Origin of the sequence: Arthrobacter sp. RIT-PI-e (assembly GCF_001187915.1) — a bacterium.
GTDB lineage: Bacteria > Actinomycetota > Actinomycetes > Actinomycetales > Micrococcaceae > Arthrobacter_D.
Map to the genome: position 1 here is coordinate 1 of NZ_LGIU01000066.1, position 13,557 is coordinate 13,557.

11 protein-coding genes and 1 pseudogene are annotated in these 13,557 nt (G+C 60.9%); 9 read left to right on the top strand and 3 right to left on the bottom strand.

The genetic code is table 11. The annotated features are described in order from the left end of the window. Window positions 1–276 precede the first annotated feature (276 nt). Window positions 277–843, bottom strand: a pseudogene (locus AC792_RS09785) (tyrosine-type recombinase/integrase); the annotation flags it as partial. A gap of 366 nt (window positions 844–1,209) precedes the next feature. Between AC792_RS09785 and AC792_RS09790 the strand changes: the two are divergent. Continuing rightward, a complete protein-coding gene (locus AC792_RS09790) occupies window positions 1,210–2,268 on the top strand; it encodes a DUF475 domain-containing protein (RefSeq protein ID WP_049830348.1) in 1,059 nt (352 codons plus the stop codon). Window positions 2,269–2,411: 143 nt separating this feature from the next. Here AC792_RS09790 and AC792_RS09795 read toward each other — a convergent pair whose 3' ends face one another. Continuing rightward, the gene (locus AC792_RS09795) at window positions 2,412–3,032 is read right to left on the bottom strand and encodes a TetR/AcrR family transcriptional regulator (protein WP_049830349.1); all 621 of its coding nucleotides are present in this window, start codon (window positions 3,030–3,032) and stop codon (window positions 2,412–2,414) included. Window positions 3,033–3,071: 39 nt separating this feature from the next. On the opposite strand from AC792_RS09795, the gene AC792_RS09800 reads away from it, so the two are divergent. Further along, window positions 3,072–3,881, top strand: coding sequence for an SDR family NAD(P)-dependent oxidoreductase (locus tag AC792_RS09800; protein WP_235436617.1), 810 nt, complete (start codon window positions 3,072–3,074; stop codon window positions 3,879–3,881). After that, window positions 3,878–4,501, top strand: coding sequence for an NAD(P)-dependent oxidoreductase (locus AC792_RS09805; protein ID WP_049830351.1), 624 nt, complete (start codon window positions 3,878–3,880; stop codon window positions 4,499–4,501). Before AC792_RS09800 ends, AC792_RS09805 begins: the two co-directional genes overlap by 4 nt. A 938-nt stretch (window positions 4,502–5,439) precedes the next feature. On the opposite strand, the gene AC792_RS09810 is transcribed toward AC792_RS09805, so the two are convergent. Next, window positions 5,440–7,086, bottom strand: a complete 1,647-nt coding sequence (locus AC792_RS09810; RefSeq protein ID WP_326948010.1) for an alpha-amylase family protein — start codon at window positions 7,084–7,086, stop codon at window positions 5,440–5,442. A 227-nt stretch (window positions 7,087–7,313) separates the two neighbouring features. Between AC792_RS09810 and AC792_RS09815 the strand changes: the two genes are divergently transcribed. The 6 genes from AC792_RS09815 to AC792_RS09840 are packed head-to-tail and all read left to right on the top strand — an operon-like array spanning window position 7,314 to window position 13,161. Beyond that, complete coding sequence (locus tag AC792_RS09815; protein WP_049830358.1) at window positions 7,314–10,175, top strand: DUF4040 family protein; 2,862 nt, start codon at window positions 7,314–7,316, stop codon at window positions 10,173–10,175. Next, window positions 10,172–10,480, top strand: a complete 309-nt coding sequence (locus AC792_RS09820; protein ID WP_049830352.1) for a sodium:proton antiporter — start codon at window positions 10,172–10,174, stop codon at window positions 10,478–10,480. Before AC792_RS09815 ends, AC792_RS09820 begins: the two co-directional genes overlap by 4 nt. Next, complete coding sequence (locus AC792_RS09825; RefSeq protein WP_049830353.1) at window positions 10,480–12,051, top strand: monovalent cation/H+ antiporter subunit D family protein; 1,572 nt, start codon at window positions 10,480–10,482, stop codon at window positions 12,049–12,051. Before AC792_RS09820 ends, AC792_RS09825 begins: the two co-directional genes overlap by 1 nt. Window positions 12,052–12,110: 59 nt before the next feature. Continuing rightward, a complete protein-coding gene (locus tag AC792_RS09830; protein WP_049830354.1) occupies window positions 12,111–12,524 on the top strand; it encodes a Na+/H+ antiporter subunit E in 414 nt (137 codons plus the stop codon). Continuing rightward, window positions 12,521–12,790, top strand: coding sequence for a monovalent cation/H+ antiporter complex subunit F (locus tag AC792_RS09835; protein ID WP_049830355.1), 270 nt, complete (start codon window positions 12,521–12,523; stop codon window positions 12,788–12,790). Before AC792_RS09830 ends, AC792_RS09835 begins: the two co-directional genes overlap by 4 nt. Continuing rightward, window positions 12,787–13,161: a cation:proton antiporter gene (locus tag AC792_RS09840; RefSeq protein WP_049830356.1), complete on the top strand. Its 375-nt coding sequence runs from the start codon at window positions 12,787–12,789 to the stop codon at window positions 13,159–13,161. The genes AC792_RS09835 and AC792_RS09840 overlap by 4 nt, the downstream gene beginning before the upstream one ends. Window positions 13,162–13,557: the final 396 nt, after the last annotated feature.

Sequence of the window (13,557 nt, forward strand, 5' to 3'; positions counted from 1 at the left end):
AGCACGCTGGGTCATGAGGTGGAAGCCCGCCCTGAACGCGTTCGCGATCACCTTCGCAGGACGCTTCGAGAAGACCAACTACTAATGAAAACGCCGGACCCCACACACCGTTTATCGGACAGACCCCCAGAGCCTGTCTCGGAAATGTAAAGGTTGGAACTGTTCGGTAAACGGTGTGTGGGCGACGTCGACCTGGCGGTCCTTTCGAATGCATCTCGAGAACCAGAAGACAGATGAAGCGACCGATCCAGGGTGGCCATGCTCGGGGCTATTCGTTTATGCGAGGGCGCGAGCGACGTCGTAGCTGGCTGATTTGGTGAGGTTGTTGCGTGCCCGGTCGTAGCGGCGGGTGGTGCGGGGGTCGGCGTGGCCGAGGCTGTCCTGCAAGGCGTGCAAAGAGGTGCCGGTGTCCAGGGCGATGGTGGCGAAGGTGTGCCGGAGACTGTGCGGGCTGATACGCCCTTCGACACCCGCCTTGCCTGCGAGGCGCTGAATCGTGCGGAAGGCTTCGCTACGCTGCCAAGGTTTGCCGGTGCTGGTGGTGAACAGCGGCTGCCCGACCAAGTGATGGGCACCCTCCCCAATAACGTGGATGAGTTCGGCGCCGTTGGTCTCTAGGTAATCGTTCAGGGCGACTGCTGCGGGGGCGGGAACGGCGACCTTGGCGTGTTTGCCGCCTTTGCGGCGGATGGTCAGGGTGCGGTGCCCGGCGTCGTGCCCGTAGTCGGTGGTGCTGGCCCCTAGGGCCTCCCCGACCCGGATCCCGGTGAACAGCAGCAGCGCGACGAGGGCGTGGGACCGCGGGTCGTCGACCCGGGCCACGGCGAGGAGAGCTCTCGCTTGGTCGCGGGTGAGGCCCTGCGTTGAACTGTGGTCGGCGTCGCTGGCCGGGTCACCATTGTGAGGGGTTCGAAGGCGGTGGCACCGTCATTGATGGTGTAGCGGTAGAAGCTCGACAGCGCGGCCAGGGTCCGGGGATGGTGGGGGGGGCACCGGTGAGGGTGTGGCGGTACCCGTCGACATGGGCCCGCCGGACGGTGAGGAGGTCGAGGCTCATATCCGCTGTTGGTGACATGTCGACTGGACGAGAGGTCTTGAGCCTGTTGCGTAGGTAGTACCTAGAGTTGTACTGGTTCATACGTGGGGTCTGTTTGACTGGGTGTTCGGGCTCGAGGACGTGCCACCACTTCTTGACCTTCGAAAGTGTGCATGCGTTTTCTTACCCGTTCCTCCCTCGCCCTCCCCCTGACCCTCACGGCTGCAGCGGTGCCGCTGATGTGGTGGCTCGTGTCACCGGCTGCTGCGTTCGCGCTCGTCGCCCTCGTTGTACTCGAGATAGCCATGAGCATCGATTCATCGGTCCCCATGGCGGGTATCGCGGCACGGTTACACGCGCCCGCCCGCCGGGTGTTCCTCTCGGTCGGGCTCGTCACAGGGGTGCTCGTCATGCGACTACTGCTACCCCCGGCAGCGGTCGCCGTGAGCCAGGCAGAGTCGCCCGCTGATGCGGTCACCGAAGCGCTCGTGCAACCGGCCCTGTTCAACGAACACCTCGGCGCCGCGCGTCCCGGGCTCGCCGCGTTCGGCGCGGTGTTCATCTGGCTCGTCTTCACCGAGTACCTGTTCAACATCGACCGGGCACCGCGCCCACACCCCTGGCTCGGGCGCCTCGAAGCCGCCGCCGCGCGTGTAAACCGTCCCCGCATCATGGCGCTGGGATCTGCCGTGGTCATAGCTTCTCTGATGAGCGCACTGGCGCCCCCCAACGATCAAGTGGTCGTCGGGGTCGCAAGTGTGACCGGCACCCTCACCTACCTGGGGATGCGCTTCATCGGGCAACTAGCGCTCAAGGGCGATACGGACGCACCCTGGCGGCTGCATGTATACGCCGCCACGGTGGTGTTCCAGCGCGCACTGGCGGTCTTCATGCTGTTCGAGATCCTCGACGGTGTTTACACCCTGTCCTCGACCGATACAGGACTGGTCTACCTCGAGCAGGCCGCCATAGCGGCGCTCGGGGTCGGTATCGGCGCGGTGTACCTCACCCGCCTGACCTCGCGCATCGACTCGACGAACGGGCTCTCCCGGTTACGCCACCTCAAGGCCGGCGCCGCCTACGTACTCGGGGTCCTCGCAGTCCTGCTCTGGGCGAGCCTCATCGTACCGATCCCGGCAGGCGTCGTCGGCTGGTTCGGCACAGCCATCATCGGCGCCGCACTACTGACATCACTGCCCTGGCAACGACCCAAACGCCTACTCACCAGATGATGAGGGTACTGAAAGTCTGACTGACTCACTGAGTCTTCACATGAGAAGAATCGTGAAGCTCGTCTTCCGCTACTTCGCGGTCACCTCACCTGTGGTGACCATGGGCGAGGTGAGGAAATTCGGTAGCTGGTCGCTGACCATGGCTAACCGAGCGCACTGTTCACCTCGAAGAGTTGCTGGCGGGTGAGTTCCGGAACGGGCAGCGGTTGTGCTGCAGTGGCTCGGAGACCATCAAGGATTAGGGCGATACCGCGTCTCCAGGACCCGGAGGCTGTATTCTCCAGGGCGCGGGCGAGGGATGCGTAGGCACCGAAGATGAAGATGACATCGGTTTCCTGGAAGTCAGCGCGCAAGGATCCCTCGTTCTTAGCGCGGTTGATCACGAGCGATCCCATGGTGTGGCACCGGTCGCAGATCTCGGCGATACGTGTCGCCTTCGGAACGGCCCGGCGGACGACGTCACTGATGACGGGATCCGTTGCCATCAAACCGCATAGTGTCTCGACGTAGTACGTAAACCCCTCCCACGGGCTCGCCAATTCCAGTGCGGTAACGCCTACCGCTTCGAGCTTCTGGGCCGCGATGTCACCAATGACGTCATCGATCAGTGCCTCACGTGTACCAAACAGGTTGTACAGAGTCCCATGGCTGAGTCCCGCCCGCCGGGCGATTTCCTTGACCGGGACGGTCAGCCCTCGTTCACCGTATGCTGCCGCTGCCGCAACACGAAGCTTCTCCTTGTTTGCCAGTGCATCAGCCCTCATCACATACCTCCCCTCAGTTACTCGAGTGTACTTGACCAAATGGTCAACATGGTGATTGAGTACTTCCTGACCACAAGGTCAATTTATGGAGGAGTTCACATGGGAAGTGTCATCGCTATTCTCGGAGCTGGTACGGGCCTAGGGGTCTCACTTGCGAGGCGGTTCGGCCGTGAAGGGTACGATGTGGCCCTCGTCGGGCGGCGGGCCGAACGGCTCGAGGCAATCGCGGCCGAGCTGGCAGGCGAGGGCATCCGGGCAACACCCTTCCCTGCCGACCTGGCCACGCCCGCGGTCATCCCTGGGCTCATCTCCCATATCGAAGAAACCCTCGGATTGATCGATGTCTTGGTTTATGGACCCATCAGCGGCCATCAAGGTTTCACACCTGCCAAGGACGTGACCACGTCGGACCTTCAGGAGTTGATCCCTCTCCTGCTGATGAGTCCGGTAGCGGCGGTCCGTGCCGTACTGCCGAACATGGTTGCACGTGGTAGTGGGACGGTGCTCTTGACACAGGGATCCTTCGCGGCCCACCCGCTCCCATACCTCAGCGGTCCCGCACCCGTTATGGCAGCAGCACGTAACTACTTCCACTCATTGAATGGAGAGGTCCTTGAGTCGGGCGTCTTCGCGGGTGTGCTGTCCATCGGTGCATCGATTGCGGGAAGCGAGATGGCAGAACTCGCGCAAGCGGCGGCGCCTGAGCTTAGCGAGAGTCAGGGCGGTGTCGACCCGGCCGACCTGGCGGACGTGGCATGGCAGATGCACTCCAACCAAGCCCCCCTCGAATCGGTCATCTTCGGACCTCCAGCACCTGCAGCAGAGTCCACGACGACGGCAACGGAATGAAGGTCCTCGTGCTCGGCGCGACCGGGCCGACGGGTCGCCATCTGCTCACCGGCCTCCTCTCGACAGGACACGATGTAACCGCCCTCATCCGGAACCCAGGGGCCCTCGAAGCCGAACCTAGCCTCACCGTCGTCCAAGGGGACGCCACCATCGGCGAACATGTCACCCGTGTAGCACACGGGCAGCAAGCTATCGTCTCAACGCTCGGGTCAGGTAGGAGTGTGCGGCCTGGCACGCTTTTCACCGAAGCGGCCGGCGCAGCACTCAGGGCCGCAGCCTCAGCAGATATCAATCGGATAGTATGGCTCTCCTCGTTCGGGGTCGGCAACTCCTTCGCGGCAGCCAGCCCAACACAGAAACTGATCTACAGCACGCTGCTGCGCTCCCTCTACGCGAACAAGAAGGCAGCCGATCAGGTCATCAGAGGCAGTGATCTCGACTGGACACTGGTGTATCCAACGCGCCTCACTGACGGTCCACGCACGGCGCACTACACCTCCGCCGAGGATCTACCCATGCAAGGTAACCCGACCATCAGCCGAGCAGACGTCGCGCACTTCATGACTTCCGCCCTCAGCGAGACCGAATGGACGCGTAAAACTGTGATCATAACCAGCTGAGCTTCGAGCGGTAGTAGTCATTGGGGCGACTCACGGCCAGAGTCCTAGGACTTGATCTTCCCAGCATCAACGGTTTTTGATTACCGCCGCGAATTGTGCGCACATGGTGATGACCCGCACTTGCCGGTTCATCATCGTGAGATGCAAGAAGACGACCATCGCCTGATCCTTCGAGGAGTCTCCTACAACCCTCTCGAACGGAATCACCACGATGACAGAACCTCACATTCTCTACCCTGCCGGCCCATTGATTGAAGCACTGACCGACGGGCCCTCGAATTTGATGCGCAACCTACCGCAAACCGTGATCGAACCATGATCGATGTTTTGCTCTGTGCTAACGCCGTGGCCGAAACCGAGTAAGGCGACCTAGTGCTAGCTGGGTTTGCGCAGCGCAACGGACCAGCACCATCACCCAGTTATTGTGCGGCGCGGCGCAGAGTTGCTGAGCCAGGGGCACGGGTAGGACCAGATCGATCAGGTTGGCATGTTCTCGTCCCGCTCACTCGATGTGTGCAGATACGGGTGTAGGCAGTCATCGAAGGATCTATGCACTACCGATCGGGGTTCTGCCATCCAGTGCTTACCCTGCTAAGGGCAGATCTGGTTGTGCTCGCTGGTAGCAACTCTTGGCACTCGGCTGTCTGCGACGACCGTCGTCTGCTTCACGCTAGGAAACGATGGCGGATATTAAGACTCCTTGTCGATGCGATGCCCGTGGCGAAATAGGGCTGCTGATCGGAAAGCGAGAACAACGGCGAGAAGTGCCAGGACACCACTGACGACGAACAGGAACGTGTGATCGGCGCGGATTAGGGACAAGCCGGCGAAGCTGGCTATGACGGCCGCGGCTACCGCCCAGCTGACGGCTCCGTTACGTGATGGTCGTTGTGTAGGAGAAACCATGCTCACTGTTCCTTTCGTATGCTGTCGAGGACCTAGAGAATTCGTTTCTCTCCCGGTCGCACGATCCTGAACCATCGGTAGTCGTAACCCGATAAATCAATTTCAAGTAACCCGTCGGCGAGAGCTGCGTTCTCGTCGTCGAGGAGGTCGACGATGTGACTGATGTCGTTATTTTCCCCCAGCTCGATGCTTACTCGACACGGCTCTGCAGAAAAGTTGTGCAGCGCGATGAACTGTCCCGTTTCGCCGGTGAGGCGGTGGGCGAAGATGCAGCTGTGCTCCTGTTCGAGGATCTCGAATGTTCCCCACCCGATCTCGGGTGACTTCTTGTAGGCGGCCGTGAGCTTTCGGATGAAGTGCAGGATCGAATGAGGGTCGTTTTGCTGAGCGGCGACGCTTACATGCAGTGGTGAGGCACCTCCTTCGACTAAGGGCAGCGGTAACTGTTCCGGATCCGCTCTCGAGAAGCCTCCGTTGAGCTCACTGGACCATTGCATCGGTGTCCGTACGGCCGAGCGTCCCGGTACATCAGCGTGCTCCGCCATACCGATTTCCTCGCCGTAGTACAGCACGGGGGCGCCGGGTAGGGAGAAGGCGAGGCTGTAGACCATCCGAACGCGTCGGGGGTCATTACCCAGCATTGGCGGTAACCGTCGGATGATGCCGCGCCCGTGGATTTGCATTGATTCCTCGGGCGCGAAGGCGTCGAAGACCTCGGTACGTTCGTCCTTACTGAGCTGATCGAGCGTCAGTTCGTCATGATTGCGTACGAAGTTCGCCCACTGGTTGGCGGTGGAAATTTTCGGACGTGTTGACAGCGCTTCGATCAGCGGAGTTGCATCCCGCCGCGCTAAGGCGAGGTACAGGTACTGGTTCGCGACGAAGTCGAACTGCATCGTGAGCTCATTACCGTGAGCACCGAAGTACACCTCTTGGTCCTCATAGGGCAGATTCACCTCGCCGAGCATCATGCCGTTACCGCTACGGCGTCCTACATAGCTGCGAAGGGCTCGGAGGTAGTCGTGTTCGTTCTCCCCCTCGGCTTCGATCAGGAACGGGACCGCATCCACTCTGAAACCGTCGATACCCAGCTGCAGCCAGAATCCGATGACTTTCGCGATCTCCTCACGGACTACGGGATTCGCGGTGTTGAGATCCGGTTGGTGCCGGTAGAAGGAGTGCTCGTAGAACTGTCCGGCCCGCTCATCGAAGGTCCAGACACCATCTTCCTTGTCGGGGAACATGTTGGCGCGGCCGTTCTCGGGCACTTCATCGCGCCAGTTGTAGAACTCACGGAAACGGTTCCCACGGCTGGAACGGGCTGCTTGGAACCAGGGATGCTCAACGGACGTGTGGTTGACCACCAGATCAACGATGACCCGCATTCCTCGATCGTGTGCTGTACGGACTACTTCCACGACGTCGCCAAGGTTCCCATTACGCTCGTTGACCCCGAAGTAGTCCGAGATGTCGTACCCGTTGTCCTCGCGTGGGGACGGGTAGAAAGGTGCTAGCCAGAGACAGGTCACACCCAGTTCCTCAAGGTAGTCGAGCCGTTGGCCGAGCCCTTCGAAATCTCCGACGCCGTCATCGTTCCAGTCCATGAAGGTTTCGACATTGAGGTTGTAGAAAATCGCTGTCTTCCACCACAGGTCGCTCGTATCGGTAATTCTCATCATGTTTCCCCGGGATGGTAACGGACGCCATCAGGCGTGTCGGTTCTTCTACAACTCTAGGGAAAATTACTCGATCCCGGGCGTGGCGCGTAACACTGGAGTATCATACGCCGTCACATTCCAGCGGGGACGCAAGGGATGAGAAACTTATAGATGGTGCGCGAACCGTCGGCACTACCTACGTGGTGGAACCATGTAGGCACTGTCGTTCTCATGTGAAGGGCCTCGCGGTGACCCTGCTAATCCTGCTCGTGTCAACATTCCTCACCGCTTGCCTCGGTGTAGTCGGCGCTCAAGCGATGCGCCGCGACGTCGGCTGGATTGCGGCAGGAGCTCTCGCGGTTCTCGGCGTTCTTGCAGCTACGACCCTGAGCGACCTCGGCGGTATGCGCGAGGAGGCAATTCCCTGGATACCGACCCTCGATATCGCGCTCCGTGTGCGAATGGACGGGTTGGCGATGCTCTTCGTGTTCCTGGTGCTGTTCATCGGGGCGCTCGTCATGGCTTACTCGGCCCGCTATCTTGCCAAGGGTGTCACTCACGCCGATTACTTCGGGTGGATGTTGCTCTTCGCTTTCGCGATGGTGGGGCTGGTCGTCGCGGACGACGTCGTCCTCATGTTCGTTTTCTGGGAACTAACCACCCTGTGCTCCTTCTTCCTCCTCAACCGCTCGGGCCCGAAGGCCGGTCCGGTGGCGGTCAGGACCCTCCTGATCACCGCCTCCGGGGGACTCTGCCTGCTCTTCGCCGTGATTCTCATCATCACGACGACCGGTACCACTGAGCTCTCGGCCGCGTTGGTCAGTGACGCCTGGGCGGATGATCCCACTGCGTTGACGGCCTCCGCGGTGCTCGTCGCAGTCGCGGCGATGACCAAGTCCGCGCAGTTCCCCTTCCACATGTGGTTGCCGGACGCAATGGTTGCACCTACCCCGGTCAGCGCCTACCTCCATGCCGCAGCCATGGTGAAGGCCGGTATCTACCTGCTGATGCGCTTCACGCCCCTGTTCGGCGACAACACCGTGTGGCAGGTTCTTCTAGTTACCGTAGGCCTCGTCACGGCCCTGATGGGTGCCCTCTTCGCACTGCAACGCCATGACCTCAAGGCCATCATGGCTTACTCCACGGTCAGCCAACTCGGATTCCTCGTGGCGGTGATCGGGCTGGGCACTCCCGACGCCCTTAAGGCAGCGGCCGTGCACACCCTCGCGCACGCCCTGTTCAAGTCAACCCTGTTCATGACGGTGGGCATCATCGATCACCAAACCGGCACTCGAGACCTACGCGGCTTATACCGGCTACGGCGCGTCATGCCGGTGACAATGATCATCACGATCCTCGCGGCGCTTTCCATGGCCGGCGTGATCCCGCTACTGGGCTTCATCAGCAAGGAAACGATCTTCGCAGCCTTTATCGACGCGCCGCACAGAGGCCTACCAGCGGTTCTCGCAACAAGCGCCGCCGTGGCGGTTGCAACCCTGACCTTTGCCTACTCCTGCCGCATCGTGCTCGGAGGGTTCTGGAACTACCGCGGAGTGGAGGATCCTCGGCTTCGGGGCCCTGCCGGAGAGCATCACGACCCCGAACAGAAACCGGCGGAGGCCTCCGCGCTCTTCCTGATTCCGGCGGCTCTGCCAGCTGTCGCTGGGTTAGTACTCGGCCTCTTCGCCGGTCATCTCGATCCCCTTATCCAGGGGGCAACCCAGGCCGCTACGGGCTCGTATCACGATCCTGACCTGACTCTGTGGCACGGGCTCACCCCAGAACTGGGCCTATCGGTCCTCGTACTGGTTACGGGTGTGGTCCTAGTTGTATTCCGTGCCCCGATCGATCAGTGGTTAAACCGGGAGCTGCTGCCCTTCACCGGAGTCGGAATCATCGAGTCCTTGCGGCGAGGTGCAATTAGCACGGGTACTCGCGTGGGCGACCTCACCAGAACCGACAAGCAGTACGTCCACCTCGGTGCTCCATGGATTCTCCTTGCCGCCCTCGGCATCGGTGCCGTGGTGTCCGCACCAGTGCTGAGCGCTCAGGTCGAAGGCCTCGATCAAACATCGGACTGGGTACTGCTCGCGATGATCGCCCTGTTCCTCCTCGGCGCAGTCACCACTCACTCACGACTCACAGCACTCCTGCTCGTGGGTGCCGCCGGTTACGTGGTCTCGATCTGGTTCATCACGCTCGGCGCCGTGGATGTCGGTATGACACAAATACTCGTCGAGATCCTCACCGCCGTGGTTCTCGTACTTGCCCTACGCAAGCTCCCCAGGAACTTCCACAAGACGCGCAGAACACGAGCGGCCGTGTCCGCTGCTGCCGCACTAGGTACCGGAGTCCTTGCCTTCGGGGCTGCATTCGCGCTCACAGGACGCCGTGACGTCTCCGCCCTCGGGCAGTACTACCTCGAGAACACCTACCAGGACACCGGCGGAACCAACATCGTCGCCGCGATCCTCGTCGACTACCGCGCCCTCGACACACTGGGTGAGCTGACAGTCGTCACGATGGCCGCCCTGGCGATCATCGCGGTTCTCACCTCGCGTCGGTCCCTTGACGAGCACGTCAATGACTTCAGACAGTGGAACCAATCCGCTCTGATCGACCACGTAGACAACACACTCCCTACGCGCACGCTCTTTCGCTGGCTCGCCCCGCTCATCGGCATCTTCTCCCTCTACCTCCTGGTACGAGGTCATTACGAACCCGGCGGCGGCTTCATCGCCGCCCTCGTGGCGGGGACAGCGCTGTGCCTGGCCTATCTGGGAGCACCGACGGATCGGGAATCACCCACCCGATTGCCCTACCGAACCATCATGGCCGCCGGTATTGCCATAGCCACGCTCATTGGGGCAACAGGTTGGGTGAACGGTTCGTTCCTTCGACCGCTTTACGTCGAGGTTCCTCTGCCGTTCGGCATGAGCTTTGACCTGACCTCGACCCTGATCTTCGATATCGGCGTGTACCTAGCCGTCGTGGGTTTGGTCCTGGTGGCACTCAATTACCTCGGACAGGCACCGAGACATTCCGCAGGCCCGCAGGAGGAAGATGCACTCCGGCCAGCTGCCGAAGCAGAGAAGGAGGGAAGCTCGTGACGCTCTCACTGACCATCGCCCTGCTCACCGCTGCAGGCGTCTATCTGATCCTGCAGCGAGGCATGATCCGGATCATTCTCGGCTTCATCCTGCTCAGCCATGCAGCGAATCTTTTCCTTTTCGCAGCGGGCAACGCTGCCCGACGTGACGCACCTATCGGCGCGGATGGTCTCGCGGGGGCGGCGGACCCGCTGCCTCAGGCCTTCGTGCTCACCGCGATCGTCATTGCCTTCGCGATCACTATGCTCATGTCAGCACTCGCCGTCACGAGTGAGACCGGCGACGATACGGAGGATGAAGGCTGATGAACGCCTTGATCGGCGCACTCCTACCCCTCTACGTTGCGGTACCACTTGTTATCGTCGCGCTCCTGATTGTCCTGCGCGGACACACCGTCCTCCGGCACCTTCTGACTTTGGGAACACTTCTCGGGATGCTCGCCGGCTCTGTGGGTCTTGTGATCGCGACGGCGCAGAGCGGAGTCATCGCTCACCGAATCGCGTTGTGGCCCAACGGGATTTCAATTCCCTTCGTCGTCGATACACTGTCCGCACTCATGATGACGACCGCAAGTCTCTTGATGCTCGTCTGCCTACACTTCGCGATCGCTACCCGTGAGGCGCGCGGGCACTTCTTCTCGCCCTTCATGCTGGTCCTGGGAACGGGCGTCTGCGGAGCCCTCATGACCGCAGATCTCTTCAACCTGTTCGTCTTCATCGAGGTGATGTTACTGCCCTCCTATGGGCTGCTCATCATGATGAGTAATAGGCGAAGCATTAATGGTGGGCGCCTCTACGTAACCGTCAACTTGCTCGCGAGCACCATGTTCCTCACGGGTACAGGACTTGTCTATGCCGTCACCGGCACCGTCAATCTGGCCGAACTGGCAGGAGCTGCACAAGAATCGACCACCGTGGCGATCGCCGTCGGCATCGTGCTCTGCGCACTGGCTGTCAAAGCGGCCGTCTTCCCGGCGCACGGGTGGCTCACCCGCACCTACACCTTCACCTCTCCGGCTGTCACCGCCCTGTTCTCCGGCCTCCATACGAAGGTGGCCGTCTATGCGATCTATCGGATCTACGCCGTGGTGTTCGACGGCGACAACACGTTCCTGTGGGTGGCACTGCTCATTACCTCACTGACCATGGTGGTCGGAGTGTTCGGCGCCATGGGTGAGAGCACGATGCGTTCGGTGCTCGTGTTTCACATGGTGAGTCAGATCGGCTACATCCTTCTCGGCGTCGGACTGTTCACCACCCTTGGGCTCACGGCCGGGATTTTCTACCTGCTGCACAACATGGTGGTCAAAGGATCCCTTCTCCTCTCCACCGGCGCCATCGAGGAAACCTACGGCACGGGAGACCTGAATCGTTTGGGAGGATTGGCGAAGCGGGAGCCACTCATAGCCGTCGCTTTCATGGTGTCCGCCCTCTCCATGGCTGGACTTCCACCGTTCTCGGGTTTCGTTGCGAAGCTCGCACTGATCACAGCTGCGGTTGACGACGGAGCCATGGTGGTAGCGGTGGTGGCCCTGGTGGTGAGTCTGTTCACCGTCCTGTCGATGCTGAAGATCTGGAACGGGGTCTTCAACGGTACTGAGCCCGAAGACCTTGAGCGGAATGCCATCGACTACAGTTCAGGGCTCCAGCACCCTCTCGCCGAGGACCCGGATCACCCCGAAGCGGTTACCGCGGTGCGGGGGATTACCCGTGACCGGATCCGCATACCGCTCAATCTGGCCCTGCCGTCCATCACCCTCGCATGCATCACCCTCGTGCTGGGGCTCGGGAGTCAGCTGCTGCTCGGTTTGTCGGAGCAGGCCGCCCTGGGGCTTCTGGATACCTCCAGTTACGTCCGTGCAGTCCTAGAACCATGAAGAACACATGGCACGCTCAATACCGGAATGACTTGGCAGTTGCGTAGAAGGGTCCGTCTATGAGGCACACACTCACCTGGCTGCCGCGTATCATCGGCTTTGCAGCATGGTACCTGGCCACCTGGTTCCGCTCCAGCCTGCGCGTCAGCAGGGTCATCCTCTCGCCGCGGCTCATTACTTCACCGGGCATAGTGCGGGTGCCTATCCGTTCACGGACGGATGCCGAGGTGACACTTCTGGCGTCCCTGATCACCATCACACCGGAAACGCTGTGCCTATCGATCGACCGCTCCGGGCATGTCCTCCATGTGCACGGGATGTTCGTCGAGAGTCGGGCTGACCTCATCAACACCATCGGTGAACTCGAGCACCGTTTCCTTCGTGCCCACCACCGGATTCCCGACGCTCTCGAGCGGCCCGATGACGAAGGGCTCAGCAAGCAGCCGTCCACCCCGGAAGGAGATCACCGATGAACATCTTTTTGGTCATCAACGCCATCGCGATCGCGATGATCGCCCTCTCACTGATCATCGCCGGGTCGCAGGTGTACCTGAGTCCCACCCCAGCGGGTCGCGCCGGTGCAGCCGAACTCGTGTTTTTCGGTTTCGTGGGCAGCGCAACCTTGGCCTGCCTACAGTTCGGGATCGAAGCAATTTTCGACATTATCCTCATCGCGACCGTCGTCGGTTTCCTTGCCACCGTGTCCCTTGCACGCCTCATCCAACGAGGAACCCGATGAACGAGGTCATCCCCGACCTCGGCTTCGCCATCGTCGGCTTCATCCTGATCTTCTCCGGCACCTTCATACTTCTCGTCGCGGCAATCGGCCTCCTCCGCTTCAAAGACATCTACCTCCAGGCAAGTGCAGTGGGAACAGCGGCCGGCCTGGGCGTCGCGGCGATCATCCTCGGAGCCCTCGTCATCGATTTCTCCTGGCTCAACGCGGTAAAGGCACTCATCGCCATCCCTGCACAGCTTCTCACCGCAGCCGTGGGCACCATGACCCTGGCACGAGCCGGCTACCTGACCGGCTCCCGCCCGATCGCCGCAACAAGTCCGAACGACCTCGACGACGAGAAACTAGAGATAGAAGACCCCAGCGCCTCCTAATCGGACTCCTTGGGCCGCTTTTGATATACGGCATGTCATCCACCGCGCAAAACACAGCGAAACTTCCTCAATCATTGAGGAGAGCGGTAGCTCGTCGATGCGACGGCCCGACCCATAACGCACTACATGCCCTGCGAGTAACAACCCATCCCAAGACGCCGGCGGACTGCATAAACGATGGTGTGGCGTCTACGACATCCACACATCCCGACATGTCACATCGAGGATTACAAATACCGTTTATTAGCTAATACCCACTTGGGTACCAGGGGGTCTGTCCGATAAACGGTGTGTGGGGTCCGGCGTTTTCATTAGTAGTTGGTCTTCTCGAAGCGTCCTGCGAAGGTGATCGCGAACGCGTTCAGGGCGGGCTTCCACCTCATGACCCAGCGTGCT

What these genes read in the sequence shown, in the direction of transcription:
- AC792_RS09800 (WP_235436617.1), top strand. Translation starts at nt 3,072, where the DNA reads ATGGTCAACATGGTGATTGAGTACTTCCTGACCACAAGGTCAATTTAT.
- AC792_RS09835 (WP_049830355.1), top strand. Translation starts at nt 12,521, where the DNA reads ATGAACATCTTTTTGGTCATCAACGCCATCGCGATCGCGATGATCGCC.
- AC792_RS09795 (WP_049830349.1), bottom strand. Translation starts at nt 3,032, where the DNA reads ATGAGGGCTGATGCACTGGCAAACAAGGAGAAGCTTCGTGTTGCGGCA.
- AC792_RS09805 (WP_049830351.1), top strand. Translation starts at nt 3,878, where the DNA reads ATGAAGGTCCTCGTGCTCGGCGCGACCGGGCCGACGGGTCGCCATCTG.
- AC792_RS09790 (WP_049830348.1), top strand. Translation starts at nt 1,210, where the DNA reads ATGCGTTTTCTTACCCGTTCCTCCCTCGCCCTCCCCCTGACCCTCACG.
- AC792_RS09825 (WP_049830353.1), top strand. Translation starts at nt 10,480, where the DNA reads ATGAACGCCTTGATCGGCGCACTCCTACCCCTCTACGTTGCGGTACCA.
- AC792_RS09830 (WP_049830354.1), top strand. Translation starts at nt 12,111, where the DNA reads ATGAGGCACACACTCACCTGGCTGCCGCGTATCATCGGCTTTGCAGCA.
- AC792_RS09810 (WP_326948010.1), bottom strand. Translation starts at nt 7,086, where the DNA reads ATGATGAGAATTACCGATACGAGCGACCTGTGGTGGAAGACAGCGATT.
- AC792_RS09840 (WP_049830356.1), top strand. Translation starts at nt 12,787, where the DNA reads ATGAACGAGGTCATCCCCGACCTCGGCTTCGCCATCGTCGGCTTCATC.